Origin of the sequence: Neglectibacter caecimuris (genome assembly GCF_034335015.1) — a bacterium.
GTDB lineage: Bacteria > Bacillota > Clostridia > Oscillospirales > Acutalibacteraceae > Acutalibacter > Acutalibacter caecimuris_A.
The window spans coordinates 573,277-589,875 of record NZ_JAWXXK010000003.1 but is presented as its reverse complement, the minus strand read 5'-3'; the positions used below and the strand labels follow the sequence as shown (position 1 = coordinate 589,875).

The 16,599-nt window shown below is 48.9% G+C and carries 11 protein-coding genes and 2 tRNA genes; 8 read left to right on the top strand and 5 right to left on the bottom strand.

Annotation, left to right across the window (positions count from 1 at the left end; translation table 11 throughout):
• Positions 1–40 precede the first annotated feature (40 nt).
• Both U8T64_RS05770 and U8T64_RS05765 read left to right on the top strand, forming a co-directional pair.
• Positions 41–1,330, top strand: a complete 1,290-nt coding sequence (locus U8T64_RS05770; protein ID WP_322181816.1) for a hypothetical protein — start codon at positions 41–43, stop codon at positions 1,328–1,330.
• A complete protein-coding gene (locus tag U8T64_RS05765; protein ID WP_322181814.1) occupies positions 1,285–2,754 on the top strand; it encodes a hypothetical protein in 1,470 nt (489 codons plus the stop codon). Before U8T64_RS05770 ends, U8T64_RS05765 begins: the two co-directional genes overlap by 46 nt.
• Before the next feature lie 612 nt (positions 2,755–3,366).
• On the opposite strand, the gene U8T64_RS05760 is transcribed toward U8T64_RS05765, so the two are convergent.
• The 4 genes from U8T64_RS05760 to U8T64_RS05745 all read right to left on the bottom strand — a co-directional run bounded on the left by U8T64_RS05760 (position 3,367) and on the right by U8T64_RS05745 (position 7,017).
• Entirely contained in the window at positions 3,367–4,074 is a 708-nt protein-coding gene (locus U8T64_RS05760; RefSeq protein ID WP_322181812.1) for a class I SAM-dependent methyltransferase, read from the bottom strand.
• 146 nt (positions 4,075–4,220) lie between these two features.
• The gene (locus U8T64_RS05755; RefSeq protein ID WP_322181810.1) at positions 4,221–6,107 is read right to left on the bottom strand and encodes an HD domain-containing protein; all 1,887 of its coding nucleotides are present in this window, start codon (positions 6,105–6,107) and stop codon (positions 4,221–4,223) included.
• Positions 6,108–6,300: 193 nt separating this feature from the next.
• Positions 6,301–6,696 (bottom strand): recombinase family protein, encoded by a 396-nt coding sequence (locus U8T64_RS05750; protein WP_322181808.1) that lies wholly within the window; start codon positions 6,694–6,696, stop codon positions 6,301–6,303.
• A gap of 247 nt (positions 6,697–6,943) precedes the next feature.
• Positions 6,944–7,017 (bottom strand) — tRNA-Gly (locus U8T64_RS05745).
• A 650-nt stretch (positions 7,018–7,667) separates the two neighbouring features.
• On the opposite strand from U8T64_RS05745, the gene U8T64_RS05740 reads away from it, so the two are divergent.
• From U8T64_RS05740 to U8T64_RS05715, 6 genes are all read left to right on the top strand, one after another.
• The gene (locus tag U8T64_RS05740) at positions 7,668–8,120 is read left to right on the top strand and encodes a helix-turn-helix domain-containing protein (protein WP_322181806.1); all 453 of its coding nucleotides are present in this window, start codon (positions 7,668–7,670) and stop codon (positions 8,118–8,120) included.
• A 140-nt stretch (positions 8,121–8,260) separates the two neighbouring features.
• A tRNA-Arg gene (locus tag U8T64_RS05735) sits at positions 8,261–8,337 on the top strand.
• Between the two features lie 65 nt (positions 8,338–8,402).
• The gene (locus U8T64_RS05730) at positions 8,403–9,023 is read left to right on the top strand and encodes an AAA family ATPase (RefSeq protein WP_322181804.1); all 621 of its coding nucleotides are present in this window, start codon (positions 8,403–8,405) and stop codon (positions 9,021–9,023) included.
• Positions 9,024–11,145: 2,122 nt separating this feature from the next.
• The gene (locus tag U8T64_RS05725; protein WP_322181802.1) at positions 11,146–12,378 is read left to right on the top strand and encodes an Mbeg1-like protein; all 1,233 of its coding nucleotides are present in this window, start codon (positions 11,146–11,148) and stop codon (positions 12,376–12,378) included.
• Between the two features lie 276 nt (positions 12,379–12,654).
• Positions 12,655–14,508, top strand: a complete 1,854-nt coding sequence (locus U8T64_RS05720) for an S-layer homology domain-containing protein (RefSeq protein ID WP_322181800.1) — start codon at positions 12,655–12,657, stop codon at positions 14,506–14,508.
• Positions 14,509–14,545: 37 nt separating this feature from the next.
• Positions 14,546–15,616, top strand: a complete 1,071-nt coding sequence (locus tag U8T64_RS05715; RefSeq protein ID WP_322181798.1) for an acyltransferase family protein — start codon at positions 14,546–14,548, stop codon at positions 15,614–15,616.
• A gap of 279 nt (positions 15,617–15,895) precedes the next feature.
• Here U8T64_RS05715 and U8T64_RS05710 read toward each other — a convergent pair whose 3' ends face one another.
• Positions 15,896–16,585, bottom strand: a complete 690-nt coding sequence (locus tag U8T64_RS05710) for a flavodoxin (RefSeq protein WP_322181796.1) — start codon at positions 16,583–16,585, stop codon at positions 15,896–15,898.
• Between the last annotated feature and the right edge of the window lie 14 nt (positions 16,586–16,599).

Below are 16,599 nucleotides of genomic sequence, written 5' to 3'. Positions count from 1 at the left end.
GGAAGAGCCGCAAGTAAATAAAATCTATGGGGTCAATGCTTTGGGCGGTGCGAACGTTACTTATGATGTTACCGGTTTTGATGATATCCTCTACGACTACATCAATGGAAACCCCATTGCCCGGCAGGTGGTGGATACTAACGATGCAGTTGCCAAGAACGGAACGGATACCCATTCCCACTATAAGGATCTGCCGAAAGAAACGGTACGGCGCTTTAACTGGCTGTACAAAAACGATGGCCCGGAAGCGGCATATGAGTACATTGATACGGTAACAGATAAGGACTACACCGGGATTCAGGCGCTGCTTTATGGAGCCATGAAGGGAACGGGAACCGTATCTATTGCGGAAACACTGGGATCCGGCGCGGCGTTTCTCTTGAACGATGATGAACTGAAGAAGAAATTGAGCGAAGAGCATGTAAAGTTCGAACAGGATTTGGCAGGCGCCAGAGAGCAGCACCCGGTTATGGCAACGGCCGGTGAGGTGGGCGGGAACCTTATGATGCTTTCAACGCTCAGCTCCGGGATAGGCACGGCAGGGAAAGCGCTTGGAGCAGGGAAAGCCGCAACGACCTTTGCCGGGAGAGCAGTAAACAGCGCGGCTACCTTTATGGCGGCGGACGCCGTGAGAAACGCGGGCGCGGTATCTACCGGGAACATGAGCCCGGAAGAGTATGGAAAATCTGTGGCGATATCCGGAGCGCAGGGGCTGGCCGGGGGATTGGCGGAAGGGCTTGTGAATACCGGGATCAGCACAGCCCTGACCAAATCAGGGCTGATGACTCCCTTCATGGAGTTTGTCCGGCAGACAAGCAGCGGCTTTGCGGCGGCAAGCGCAAACATCGGTACTGGGTACGCGCTGCGAGAGGAAAAGCCTACGAAAGAGCAGATGGCAACGGATTTTGTTACAGCCTTTCTGTTCTCTGTGATTCGTGGGGCAATCTCGACAAGCCAGACCACACAGGCAGACAAGGCAAGGCTGGAAAACTCTGTGGGCGCTATCGGCCAGAAATATGAGCAAATGGCACAGAGTTGGCAAACTATGAGCCCGGCGGAGCGCGCGGCCATGGCCGGGGAGATCATAGACCAGACAAGGCAGCTGCAAGGGGCTATGAACAGTACCTATATAGCGGGACAGCAGGAAACCGTGAACCAGCTGAACGCGGCCTTGGATTATATTTGCACCGGTATGGAAAGCTATGTGTCCGGCATACAGCCGTATGGAAAAACAGAGGGAAGAAATACCGGGACGAGGAAGGAAATCTGGCCTTTGAATCCATCATGGAACGCGTACTCTGGGATTCCTTTGGCGACGCGGCGGGTATAGTGACCTTCGGCGGGGAGATCGCCGATGTGATTGAAAGCAAAATTACAGGCGGCAAATGGTACGGGATAGAAATCCCGGGCGGAGAGCAGCTGGACGATGTAATTGATTCCGTAGGAGGAGCCGGAAACACGATTGAAAAATTCATTGCGGACAGCTTCGATGTGGTCTCAAACGGTGGAGACTGGGGAGAGTATGTTCGGAGAAATGCTGGGGACTACCTGGGCGCCGTGAAGGAGATTCTGGAAAAGGCATCTATGTATTTAGGTGGGTTCCCCATGGAGAACATAGAAAAGTATCTGCTTGGTTCCCTGCCGGAAGAAATCAAGGCTCAAGCTGAAGGCGTTTTTGACACGCCGGCGAAAACTGACCTGAAAGGTTTATCCGGCGGAGCGCTGGAAGCGAGAACGGAATATCTCTTCGGGGTGCGTAATGTGCAGATCGATGAGGGCACAGCGGAAAAGCTCTCCGAACTATACCACGCACAGCTTACTGATGCCATACCGGCAGATACCCCTTCTAAGGTGACGGTGGGCGAAGAGGAAAGAGCGCTGACCGCATACCAGAAGCAAATCTATGATAGAGTGTGGGGCGGTATCGTGCAGGACTGTCTGGATCCTCTGGCAGGTTCGGGGAGCTTTCAGAAAGCGGAGCCGGAAGTACAGGCTAAGATGCTGAAGAAGCTCTACAGCTATGCTGACGCAAAAGCAAAATCCGTATTGTACGATGATTTCGCACTTGATAAGCAGTACCAAAATGCGGAGCGGATCACTGAAGCTGGCGGAACAGCCGATCAATGGGCCGCGTGGACGGCGGAAAGCTCCGGCATGAAAGCAGAGAAGAAATATCTTCTGCTGGCCGATGAGGACTTCTCGGACGAAGTGAAGAAAGCCATGGTTGGAAACGAGATCGGCACGGAGCTGAAAACGGAATCCGGAGAAGATAGTCAGTACGCCAAGATGCTGAAGCTGCTGGAAAGCGGAATGGATATGACGGATTACCTTTTGCTGAAAGCCCAGGGTTCTGACGCCGTAAATAAGCTTGGCAAATTTTTAGATGAGGGAATGGAGGCGGACAGCGCCCACGATATCGCGCAGGCTTTAGACGACCTGGAGGACGACGCCGCGACTGTGGAAAAGTATATGGCTATCGCTGAAACGCCGTACCCGGAAGAGGTCAAAAGCCAGGCCCTGAAAGCAATAATGAGTGACAGCGCATATGCCAAGTACCAGCGGGTAGTGAAAAGTAAAATAAGTACGTATACATACTGTAAGTTCCTGCGGGACGTTGGAAAATATTCCGGGGAAGGAAAGCAGGAAAAGGTATGGGCGTATATCAACGCTTTGCCATTATCTCTCGCTCAGAAGGACACGTTACACCTGAGTATGTATAAAGAAAGCTCTTTGAAGAAAGCGCCGTGGCATTGATAGAAGAAACCGGAGGGCTTGATTCATATTTGACTTGTCTGTTGACTTGTCTATCTCAAAAAAACCGCCTGTTTTGGGCTGCTTTAGTGCGAATTTAGAAAAAAGAAAAGCCGCATTGAGTGCCGAAAATGGCTCTACAATGCGGCTTTTCGTGTGGAGCGGGCGAAGGGAATCGACCGGCGGTTTGCACCGCCGCTAACTCGCCCACCTCAAGCCGACGGCTTGAGGTGCCGGGCTCGTCGCTATGGCCTAAAAACATTCCGCCGGAATGTTTTCTGCACGGCCATACCCTCCCGGGTTCGATTCCTATCAAGCTTACAAAAATTTTGTGAAGTGGATACGAAAAAGATATTTTTGCCTAATTGTGGGTGTATCTGAACCCACAAGCCTTTCTGCTCTAAATGCATAATGAGGTGAGCAATTTCGTTTTCTATTCAATCGAAGTTTTATCTGGTAGCCTGCAAAGCCCTACGATGAATTTTTGTGTTAACTAAAAAACTTAATCAAGCACCTTGCAACACAATAAATAGTTTTCACGATTAATCCTAATGCTCACGCGGGATTTCAAGACTTAAATTTTTTCTTTCGCTGTCAAAATTGATTGAATCTATTTCAATTCGGTCTCTGTACAACAATTCCCAGGATATCTGGACTTTGTGCTGCCCCGGTCTCACAAAGTTCACAAACTCGTCTAATATGAAAACCTGCTTCGACAATGTGATTTAGGTATGTGCTTACTGGACGGTGAAAATATAATATATCGGATTCATAGTCTGATCGTCCCTTTGTTGAGAATGGAACAGAATAGCAACTTTCTCGAATATATGAGAACGAATTGTCGTATAGATGTTTTTTTGTCCAAAAGATAGGATGCGGAATGACAGCAATAAGTTTTCCACCAGGGTTCAACGCATTGTAAACGATTGGAAAGAAACGGGCAAGATTCGGCATATTATTAAGTACCATTACAGCTAATGCTATATCGTAGCTCGTTTCAAAAGCATTTTGATACAAATCTCTGCATTCAAAAGAAAGTGAGGGATATTTTTTCTGCGCATAGGCTATAGAACATGACGAAATGTCAATGCCAGTTACCGATGCGCCGATCGTTTCATAAACTGCATTGGTCAGATATCCGCAACCGCAGCCAATATCCAATACTCGCTGGCTACAATTAGTAGATAGACGAATCTCAGATAAAACCCAAGGCTTAATAACCTGGGTATAGGTCAAATCAGTTTCCTGTTCCAAATCCTCTGCACGAGTCTTTAAATTCCGATCCCAAAGATCGGCAATCTGCTGATTAATCAAGGCATCCATATCAGGTATCCTCCAATAACGTTATAAGCATGGCAATCACGCGCTCATTGAACAATTCGGAAAACTGCACACTCTGCCCAGAATCCTTGCTCTTTTCACGGAAAATGATATTGGAATAATGACCCATAGGAGCTAGGCATGAGAAACTATATTCCTGGATTAACGATTCTTTTGCATGAATACCCCCGTGGGGAGTCCTTGTTTACAGTCTCAATGGGAACACCAACAATTTCATTGGTCTGTAACGCAATGTCAAGTTTTTCAATGGTGTTCTGGTCGAAGAAACGGATCGAACGTTCCACAACAAAAAGATCGTCATCATTCAAAAACATACGAAATGCATTCTCTTTGTATAATCGCTGCGTAACATATTTAACATGCTTAGCAAGCTGTGAACGAAACTCAGCTGCCGGCAGGCCATACTCCCCGTCTTTATAGATGAAATCACACAATTGCTTGCGGATATTATCATCGTAGAAATTTCGACTCATAAAGTTTTGAAATTCAAAAATAGTTTTCCACCAAGGCTTGAGGAACTTCCGGGACTGGTATCTGTCAACAAGCGAATACGTTCGTTTAATCTGCTTAGCAAGTTTCCCGCAATCCTCTTCAGATGGATTATGCCATGGTACGAACCGCTCACAATGGCGTTCTGCTTTCTTTCCATATTTGCTCCAACTAAAGTGCTTGCATTGTTTTCTGCCGCCTGGAGGCACAACTAAATCAGCCCTTTCCTCCTCGATTGCCGCTTCAATACCTATGGAAATATAATCAGTGTTCCGGTTCTGCTTTGAGGCAATGTAAATTACATTGACCAGGGATATCCAGTCACTATCTGAGCGGTTGCCCTCGACCACAGCGTCAGAAGAGAACAGGTATGGCTTGAGGACTAAACCCTGTCGACTGACTGGAAACTCAGCGAGTCCCATTTGGACAAAGCTAAATTCTGTTGGGAAGAGGGAAGGGTACATAATCTTATAGAAAGCGCGAGCATTGTGATCCATTCGACGTTGTATATAGGAGAATATAAAATCTGAAAAAACGGCGGTGTGATGATTATAGACATACATATATAGGTTATCTCGGGCTTCAATCATATTTTGAAGAACTGGTACCGCTTTGCTGGTGAAAACCAGAGAATACTGCTCTGAAAGGTGCATATTCCGAAACAGTCTATCTGTATCAATGGTTGGTACACCAATGCCAGTAAAAAGGGAATCACGCATGATATAGTCGAGCTTGTCCATATCAAAGATAGTGGAGTTGATCAGTCGAATAGCGGCATTTTTCTCCATACTATCTTGAAGAAGTCTGCTGGTTTTAACGTCATATTCAATTCCAAGGATGCAACGTAGAAGCAACTCAAGATCGACCCGGATTTTTCCGTCGCTACCCTCAGTACCTTTTTTATTGTCAATCGAAACTGCTTTAAACATGTCATAGAAGCTCTCCAGTACAACGATACAAGAAAGGTGCTCATGGACAGCACCTTTATCAGGCTTTTTATCGTATTTCTTTTCCTGGAAGCGTTGATCCAACTCGCTGCCGCCTAAAAAATGATGGACATCCTTACGAAGCCTACGCCACACCTCAAGCGGGTCGAACTGTGTCTCACCAAGGTGGGAGAATGGACAATGACCTACGTCGTGCAGAAGGGCCGCAAGAGTCACGTTGAAACGAATGAAATCAGAGATTGGGGGATCATTGGTAGAATACTTTCTACCATTTGTAAGAAAACCATTTTCATTGAGACTATCAATTGCACGACGAGTGAGTTCCATGACACCGAGTGAGTGCTCGAAACGGGTATGACGTGCTGCTGGATAAACCTGCTGACAGGTCAACTGGCGAATATCCTTTAACCGTTGAAAGGGCGCTTTGTCGATAATCTCAAGTTCAAATTTAGTTAGGCGAACGTAGCCGTGAGTAAGATCACGGATAATCTTCTTGGGTGTGAAATACTGATCCCACTCCTCCTTTTGAGTGCTTTTTATTTTTTGGAAATTCTTATCGTCTTTGGGAGAGTACACCATAGATGAACACCGCCTATTTATTTAAGTTTAAATAGCTTGTATATCCTGTCTTGTATTGTATACACCATATCAACAAGCTGAGCAGATTTGAATCCATATATCAATAAGTTAAATGTGCGATTTCGTATATACTCCAAATCGCCTATTTTGAGCAGCGATTTTTCACTTAGCCTCTTGGCATACTCATCCCTCGTTATAGCGTATGCCCATAGTCGTTCGGATTGACTTGCTCGTTCCATTCTTCATCATCCTCAATATTCCGATTGGAATTTCTGCACCGCTTTGATTTCATTTCTTCCACAGCCATGTAAGTGGCATGGTCGATAATGCCAAACGTGTACTTATAGTTGTTTAGTAGCTTATTCAGTACATCACGGCTCCACACAGTTCTTCCGGATGGAGAAGGAATACCTTGCTTGCGCAAATGCTCTTGAATTTTCTCCAAACTGTTTCCTGACAGGTATAGGCCAAATATCTCCCGCACAATTTTGGCCTCCGGCTCAACTGTTTCTACTCTCTTGTTCTTGTCGCGTCGAAAGCCATAGCATACTTTGCCGAAGATTTTTGATTCCAATGGAGACAACTTCACGATTATCTTCCTTTCTTAATATTATAGTGGATTGCTCGAGCATTTTCAAGTAGAACCTATAAATTAGTGGAATTGATTTCGCTTTTTTCTTCTATTGAACATGATTATTAATGGATTATTAGGCGTTTCTTGCAGATGAGAACAAAAAAGCGTGGATTATGACGCTATCCACACTTTTTGTTTCTGCAATAGAACTTTAGAGTATAAAAAGGGAGGCAAAAGCCTTTAAAATGCTTTTGTCTCCTTTTGGAGCGGGCGAAGGGAATCGAACCCTCGTATTCAGCTTGGGAAGCTGATGTTCTGCCATTGAACTACGCCCGCAAAAATATCTTTATCTATTATAGCGGCTGGAAGAAAAAAAGTCAATGGCAAATCAGAAGAATCCTAAGTGTCCTTTATGGAAAATGTCCCTGTGAAAATTTATGGATTTTGCGGTATTGGCGATATGGCAAAAGTGTAGTATAATGTTGGCAAAGAGCAGAGGCGGTTACGGTTTCAGCCTGATTTTGCGCATACTCAAGAGGGCTCCAAAGAGCGCGCGGATAAGCGGCACCCCCTGTCGGCGGTGTAATACAGGCGCGTTTATGCCATCCGGCAGGCCTTTTAACATGGTGCGGGTTTTCTTACTCCGATGCTTTTTTGCATTGAGGCGGTAGAGGCCAACACGGACCGCGCCGCATACCGCATTTGAAAAAGTTTTCTTTATTTCGTATTCTTTTCTCTCTGCTTAAGTCTCAGAACATGGCTGTTTTGCATGAAATGAGACAGTATAGAAAAATTTTTTCATAATATCGAGAACGATTCTCATGTTTTAGATTTTTATTCACACAAATTGACGATTTGTGTCAAATCTATGGAAATTTTGTCGAAAGTGCTTTATACTAAAGCATACCGCTTTCGGGAATACTGGTCAAGAAGGAGCGTCAAATCAGACGTGGCCTTTTGATTTTTGCAGGGAGGAAGCTTGAAGTATGGAATTTTTATCTTTTGAAGAAGAACATTTTTTGGGGAACAGGCTGCGGGAGCTGCGGCTGTCCTTTGGCTTTAAGCAGGAGGATATCGCGCGGGCGCTGAATGTCAGCCGTTCCACCTATTCGTACTATGAAATAGGCACCACCAGGCCGGATCCCGCTGTTTTGGGAAAGCTGGCTCAGTATTACAGCGTGCCTGTCTCCATGTTTTATGAGAAGGATATTTCGGTAAAGGAAGCGCTGTATGATTCCGCCGGAAGGCGCCGCCGTACTTCCCGCACCGCTTCCAGAAATCCGCAGAAGGTGGGAGAGCTTTTGCCCATGGAGCGTTCTTTGGTTTTGTTCCTCCGGGTAAACGGCATTGAGCCCGAGGACGTTTTGGAAAAGCTGGAGGCCCATGTGGAGCGGGAGCGCCAGGCTGCCCGGAAGGAAAAAGGAAAAGAGAAGAAGTAAACTGGCTTTTAGCGGCGGGAAAAATTTCCGCTTTTCCAGAATTCGACATATTTCGCCATACGAGTGAGATAAACTAAAAAGACAGTAATTTTCATATTTGGAAGGATAAGCCGTGCTTCGCGGATTATCTATATATGTTTGCGCTTGTAGCTCAGTTGGATAGAGTATTAGACTCCGACTCTAAGGGCCGCTGGTTCGAATCCAGTCAAGCGCGCCAAAAAGCGGGAAAGTTCGTATTGAACTTTCCCGCTTTACAATATATCCGATATGAGGTGTTTGCTCATGAAAAGCATTATTATCGTCGGCCCCTCAAGGGCCGGGAAAACCACTTTGGCGAAAAGGCTCCACGAAGAGTTGGGCTACTTTGTCATCAGCCTGGATAAACTCGTTGCTACGTTCCATGCGGCATACCCACAGTTGGACATTCGCCTGAACTGGAACAGAGATAGAACAACAGAAAACATAGCGCCGTTTATCGGTCACTTTTTGGGCCTGTTTTCGTCTGATACAGGATTTGCGGGAGAGTTAAATCTCCGTGCACACAATGTAAAAGACAATGCTTTTGTGCTGGAAGGCGGGTACTTTGATTTTGAAAAAATTACCTCTATCCTGAAAGAATATGGGATGATTGAATTGAATGACCGCTTTATTTTGATCGGATTAGTACAGGGCCAAAAGACGGTTGATAAGTATGTAAATGACTTCAAAAAGTACGACACAGAAGACGATTGGACGTACAATTTGAGTGAGGACGAATTGAGAGATTATGTTACCCAAGACGCTATTCCATTTAACAGGGTTATGACAGATTACCTGGTAAAGTATGGCTTTACAATCTACGATACGTCAACGAATCGGGAATCCGTTTTTGATAAAATCATAAAAGACATATCAAAGAGTTGAAGAGGAATGTAAAAATGGAATCCAAATTTTTCAGAGCAAAGAAGATTTACGGCAATGTGACTCTGATTGCCGGTCTGGGCGGCGAGCAAGTCACAAACCGCAGGTGTTTTCTATGCTTTTAACGTGCGGTCTGCGCTGAAATATCTGTTTTGTAGTAGTGACACATAAAAAAAGCTTCTGCCGATGATGTAGAAAGGAAAACGCCCCAAAAGGCATGGAGGAAATGAGGGCAAGGGAAAAGGGGCGGACAGTAGAAAAACGGTAAAGGAAAAAGAGAGAGGATAGGAAAGAAGGAAAGCAAATAAGAAAATGAAACAAGCAAAATAGAAAAGTAACCAAAAGAAGGGATAAAGAAGAGCATCAAAACAGGGGCAAAGGATAGGAAAGCTCAGAAGTAGAAGAAGGAAGAAAAAATATGTTTTTAGAGGAGAGCACCTATGCAAGTGACAGAACGTACCAACGCGATGTGACACGTGGCTGGTAACATAGGGCTTCGCCCGCATATGAAATACCCCCGGCTTCGCCGGGGAATTTTTATGCTTGACAAGATTCGAAAGGCCGCTAAGAAGATGTGCCAGTGGGGCGTGCTCACCCTATCAGTGGTCCAACTGGTTGCTTTTCTTATTCAGGGGGGCAAGGAAGGCTCTTCTGTTCGTTAGTTGGGATAAATTATAATTTAACGAATTAATTGTTAGAGAATGGCAAGTTCTCTCTTTTGTCATTCTGAGGAGTATAGCGATGAAGAATCTCGCCCTTCATTCCCTGAGCAGAAGGGCAAAGGACGAGATTCTTCACTTCGTTCAGAATGACAAGGATAATCGCTAAATTATAGTTTAACGTCCTTAGGCTCCACTTGCGCGAGTAAGGGGTGCTGGTCTCCGGTGGAGACCAGCACCGACCAGAGCGAAGCGGAGAAAGCAGTCACGGCTGTGCCGTGACTGAGGGAATTCTAACTAGCGATTCTATGGCACTTTCTGCGTGTGACTATCCCTTCCACCGTTCTCGCCTGTCGGCTCGGTTGCTGTGCCCCGGTGGGGCACGCCCAGCAACGGTCTCACCTGTCGGTTCGGTCGGTGCAGAACAATGCGCCAAGAAAGCCATGGCTTTCTGCGCTTTGCACCCGAAGCGGAGAAAGCTGTCACGGCTCTGCCGTGACTGAGGGGATTAAAACTGGCGGTTTTATCCCACTTTCTACGTGTGACTATCCCTTCCACCTTTCTCGCCTGTCGGCTTGGTTGCTGTGTGCCGGTGGCACACGTCCAGCAACGACCGAGTTGACAAACGAGAACGGGTCAGAGCGGTTGCTGTGCCCCAGTGGGGCACGTTCAGCAATGTCTGAAGCGACAGCTGAGTTCTCCACTGGAGACCTTCCCCCCACCGGGACGCGCTCGCCGTTCGGCGCTCCCCGCAGATTGCGGAGCAGTCTGTTTCCCCTCTATAAATAAGAGGAGGCAAAGGGCAGCTAAATTATAGTTTGCGGCGAGGCGCCGCAGCCACTTGTGTCCCCACTTAGTGCGGAAGTTTGGTTTCTGACCCGACCGGAAGATAAGATGACAAATTGTAGTTTAGTACATAGTTCCCTCTACTGTCATTCTGAGCCGCAGGCGAAGAATCTCGCCCTTAATTCTTGGTAAAAGGTTAAGGACGAGATCCTTCGCCACCTTCGGGGGCTCAGGATGACAACTTGAGAGCCCTTTTCTCTTTTCTAACAACTAACTACTCACGGCTAACAACTAACACACTAAATTCCAATTTATTTGCTTACCAATGGTCGGGTCAGTGATTAACTTCCCGCACCAAGCAGCTTCACAAGTGGCCGCGGTGCCTCACCTCTAAATTCCAATTTATCGGGCGTTGGGTACAACCGGGCGCTGCTTGTAGAGCTTGGGCTCTTACCTCTTTATTGCCAATTCTCATTTCACATTGCTTTTCTATAAAAATGTCAAGCTTTCCTGTATTTTCCAAAACGGGAAAGGAATTTTCTTAAAGGGGCGCGGAAAATTTTGAAATATCTCTTTCCGCTTGCCCATAGTTGTGGTATACTAGGCACGGGATAACAAGCCTTGAACACTAAATATTGAATATTCTGTCGAATTTTCACGATCTGGAAAGGCGCTTTTTTATGGCGAATATTTTAGATTATCTGCGGGAGGTCACGGAGAGCTTTTCGGAAAAGCCCTTTTGTGAAGTGGACAGCCTGATCCTTTCTCAGCTTTCCTATCTGAACTTTGCCGGGCTGGTTCCCGGCCCGGAGAAGGGAGGCTTTGTTCCGCTGGGAGACCTGGCAGGAGAAGCCGCCATTACTTCTCTAACAAAGCATGACAGGGTACCGGAGCTGGACGGAGAACTGGTGCGCCGGGCCGTCGGAAATCCCCGGTTCCAAGACCTGAAGGTGGGGGGATATGTAAATATCATCGACCGGGAGGCGGAGGAACAGTTTTCCGCCGTCACTTTTTTGCTGAAGGACTTTGCCTATGCGGCCTACCGGGGCACGGACGCCTCCTATGTAGCCTGGAAAGAGGATTTTAATCTGGCTTTTCTCAGCCCGGTTCCCTCCCAACTGGCAGGGGCGGCCTATTTGAACTGGGCTGCCGAAACCCTTGCTTGTCCCTTGCGGGCGGGGGGCCATTCCAAGGGCGGAAATATTGCCGTTTACGCCTCGCTGTTTTGTGCGCCGGAAACCCGTAAACGCATTACGGATTTTTACAGCCATGACGGCCCCGGTTTTCCTGAGGGGGTTTTGCAAAGCCAGGAATTTGTCGAAATGAAGGATCGGCTGCATAAAACGATCCCCCAGTCCTCTCTAGTGGGGCTTTTATTGCAGCACCAGGAAACCTGCCGGATCGTCCGCAGCAACCAGTTCTGGATCCTGCAGCACGATCCCTTTTCCTGGCAGGTCAAAGATGGCGGTTTTGAAGCGGCGGAAAACCTCTCCTACGGGGCAAGGTTTTTGGATCAAAGCCTGAACGCCTGGATTGCTTCCCTTTCCCCAAAGGAGCTTTCCGATTTTGCCGACGCCCTGTACCGGGTGCTGCGGGCTTTGCCGGGGGAATCCTTTTCCGATGCCCCGGAGCAGTGGTGGAAGGCCGCCTGGGAGACCCTGAACGGCCTGCGCGGGCTGGATAAGGACACCTACGCCTGCATTCTTCGCACCGTAAGCTCTCTGTTTTCCATGGCCCGAAACAACCTGACTTTGCCTGCGTTTTCCCTGCCGGGCTTCAAGCTGCCGGAAATTCCGGCTCCAAAGAAAGCCGCGGCTTTCCCTTCGCCCTTTGCGGAAGCGTTTTTACAAAAGCTGCCTTTCCGTTTAGACACTAGACGCTGGCCGGTAGATACAATGAGCAATGAGGAATGAACAATGAGCAATTCAGTCAGGGAGAAAACAAGAAATTTAACAGAGTAAATAATAGTTTACAGTGCTCTTGGATCCTGCTTGTTTATAATAGGAAGGAGCAGGGCAAACCGAGTTGACAAACGAGACCGTTCCCACGCCGGAATGCGCTTGCCCTGGCAGCGCTTCCACAGACAGCAAATAGTCTGTGACTATAGCTTTTCATTGCTAATTGCTAATGGCTTTTCCCGAAGGCCGTTTCTCAGGTTTGAAAAAGATACATAAGGAGATGTCCTGTTCATGAAATCAGTTTCTGTTCGCCGCAAGCCCCTTCAAAAGCTTTGTTTTTTCTTTTCCTGCCTGCTCTGCGTGCTTTTGCTCGTTTCCTGTTTTTCCCTTCCGGCTTTGGGAGCGGAAGAGGCAGAAAATGTTCCGTTGCCCGAAGCTCCGGAAGCAGCAGAGCAGCAGCCGGGAGAGGCTTCTACAGAATTGCCGGAGGCTCCCGATTTCGGGGACGAGCTTCCCGAAAACAGCTCTCTTCCTTTGGAAACGGAGGAGCCTGGGGAAGCCGAAGCCCCTGAAACCGTTACCCTTACCTTCAAGCTGGGCTCCTTCGGTACAGAAACGGTGCTGGTAGAAAAGGGACAATACCCCCAGCTGCCGGAGGCTCCCCAGCTTCCCGCCGCACGGTTTGCGGGTTGGTTCGATAAAAACGGCCAGTTGGTTTATCCCGACTCCTTTCCGGCGGAGGAGGACGCCGTTTATATTGCCCGCTGGGAGCGGCAGGTATCGGAGCTTTTGAATACCGATACCCATTTTGCCTACATCAGGGGCCACGAAAACGGTATGTTCAAGCCGGACGCGGGCGTTACCCGGGCTGAAGCCGCCCAGATGTTTTACGCCCTGCTGCGGGAGCGGGGTTGGGAGAAAAAATCCTTTTCCGACGTAAACGGCCAATGGTATGCCGAGGCGGTGGGCGTTATGGCAGGTCTGGGGATCTTACAGGGTTATCCGGACGGCACCTTCCGGCCCGGCAAAAAGATCACCCGGGCGGAGTTTGTGACCATCGCCGTAAGCTGTGACGCCCTGGCAGAGGGCGAGCTTTCCTTTTCCGATGTTTCCAAAAGCTCCTGGGCCGCCCCCTATATTGCCACCGCTGCCGCGAAGGGGTGGATCTCCGGTTTTCACGACGGCACCTTCCGGCCGGAAAAGGGCATCACCCGGGCGGAGGCCGTCACGGTGCTGAACAAGATGCTGGGCCGCTGCCCGGACGAGACCGTGAGGGAGAAAACAGACGCGAAAAATTTCTATGACCTTTTCCCGGAGCATTGGGCTTATGAGAACATTCTGGAAGCCGCCACAGATCACTCCCATGTTTCCTACGGCGTTTCCGGAGAAATTTGGACGGACTATACACAGGATACGGAATATCCGGAAAAAAGCCGCTGGGTGAAGGATGGCTCCACCCTGTATTATCTGGACGCCTCCACCCGGAAATTTCTGCGGGGAGAGCAGACCATCGATGGCAAAAAGTATCTCTTCCGCTCCGATACCGGGGCCGCCTATACCGGCTTTCGCAAGAACGGCTCCTGGCGCAGGTACTATAAAAACGGCCTGATGGTGGAGGATATCTCCGGCCTGGGCGTAGTAAAGGGCCCGTATTTTATCAAGGTCTATAAAAATTCCAATTATCTTATCATTTTCGCCAAGGACAGCAGCGGCGCTTATAACACGCCGGTGCGGGCCATGAGGACCTCCTGCGGCTACGGTACCCCTACCGGCACCTTTTACACGCCGGACCGGTACCGCTGGCTGCAAATGGTAGGAGATACCTGGGCCCAGTGGTGTACCCAGATCCAGGGGAATTACCTGTTCCATTCCGTACCAAACTGGACCCAGAGCAATATGGATCTGGAGGTAGACGAGTATAATCACCTGGGCGAGACCCGTTCCTTGGGCTGTATTCGCTTAAACTGCCGGGACGCCAAATGGATCTTCGACAACTGCGCCTTGGGTACCAAGGTACAGATCACCACCTCGGAAGGCTCTGGCCCCCTGAAAAAGCCCGCCGGGCTTCAGATCCCCTCCTGGCACAGCTGGGATCCCACCGACCCCACCGCCGCCTGGCGGTGCAGGCAGAACGGCTGCCACTGAACTGCCGCAGAGATTAGAACAGCGAGGTGCAGAGCTTATGATCCTTTTCCTGATCCTGCTGGCGGGGACTGTTTTATGGAAAAGCAAAGCGGCAAAAAAGGGCGAGTTTTTTCTGGATTATATGGATAAGGAGCGCACCACGGCCATAAACGGCATATTTGCCTTGCTTATCTTTCTCAGCCACGCAAGCGGGTACCTAAAGCTTACCGGGCCTCTTGACGCGCCGTATCTTTCCATTCGGATTTACCTTGACCAGGCTATCGTTGTTCCCTTCTTTTTTTATTCCGGCTACGGTATAATGGAATCTATTAAGCGCCGGGGCATGTCTTATGTGAAGGGGATCCCCTTCCGCCGTTTTTTTCGGGTGTTTTCCCATATGTGTCTGGCGGTTTTACTCTACGCGGCTGTGAACCTGATATTGGGGAAAAAGCTGAAGTCCCTGGACGTTTTGCTGGCGTTTCCCGGCTGGACGAGCATCGGCAACAGCGGCTGGTATGTGTTTGCCATTCTTTCCCTTTATCTGATCGTATTTGTCTCCTTCCTGCTTTCCAGGGGAAACGTGTATTTCGGCGCGGCGCTCACCATGGCGCTTTCCATTTTGTTTGTTTTCTGGCAGATGCGCATCGACAGGGACCCCTGGACCTATAATACCGTGATCCTTTTCCCGGCAGGCATGCTTTTTTCCCTGGGAAAGCCCCTTTTTGAAAGAGTCATGGCCAAAAACGATGCTCTTGCTTGTACGGCCTTTGCCGGTTTGCTGGTGGTTTATCTGTTCTTCGACGCCAGACGAAATGCGGGGATCAAATGCTATAGCCTGTGGGCGATTTTTTTCATGCTGCTGATCGTTACCCTCACCTTGAAATTCTCGGTGGGCAACCATATTTTGCGGTGGTTTGGTTCCCATGTGTTCAGTTTCTATATTCTGCAAAGGATCCCCTTTATGATCCTGAGCCATTTTGGCTGCCAGAACCGCCCTCTCCTTTTTACGGCGGTGAGCTTTTTCTTCACCGTGGCCCTTGCCGCCCTGTTCGATTTCGCCACCGGGAAGCTGGATAATTTGCTTTATTCCAGGCAAAGCGCCCGTCCCCAAACAGGCGGCGCGGAATAACACGCTTTGCGGCTTGACAACATACAAGTGAAAGCCGCGACCGCGTTTTTCATTCCACCCCAAAAAAGGGCGCTTCTTTAAGGGAAGCGCCCTTTTTACTGATTCCTCCTGCTTTTTGTTTGTCAAAGCAGTTTCCCGTCAACCGTCAGTTGATGTAGACTGCCTTCCAGGCCCTCCTTCATGCGCTTGTCGAAAATCTCCACTTGGGCTGAAATGTCTTGTTCCAACCGGTTTTTCCATGCAGTTCCCCCCCAGTGCTTTATTTCTCCTGTCGGGCTGTCAATTTGTTTCCAGCTCCGCCAGCCAGGCGGCAACGAAATCCTTGCAGTCGGCCGCTTCTCCGCTGCCGAGGGAAAGCCCCTCGGTAACGACCGCATCCGGCTCCATTTCTCGGATCGTTTCCACCGTGCCGGAAAGCCCGCTTCCGCCGCTGGTCACAAAGGGGCATATGGTTTTTCCGGAAAGATCGGCGGCGTCCAGATAGCTGTAAAGGATCATAGGCATATCGCCCCACCAGATGGGGCAGCCGAAATAGACCGTATTTACGCCGCTGAGATCGGGCAGTTCTCCGGAAATAGTGGGTCGGGCAGATTCCCGCTGCTCCTGACCGGCAATTTCCAGCAGCTCATTATAGTCTGTCGTGTAAGGCGTTTCCGGTTCGAGTTTGAACACTGGTGCTCCGGTTTGACCGGCGATTTCCAGCGCCACCTGCTCCGTGTTGCCCGACCAGGAGAAATATACTACCAGAGACCGATCGTGTTCCGGCTCTCCCGGTTCCATGCTGGGATCGGGCTCTGTTGTGGGCGTGGCTTCCGGAGAAGGAGCGGCTTCCGGTGTAGGAGACGGAGCAGGCTCTGAGGCGCTGCTGATCGCAGTGCTGCTTCGGGACAGAGAAGAAGCTTCTCCGCCGCAGGCGGTGAGGCAAAGCAGAAGGGCAATGGCAAATAGCCCGGTAAAGAATCGTTTCATTTCTTTTCCTCCGT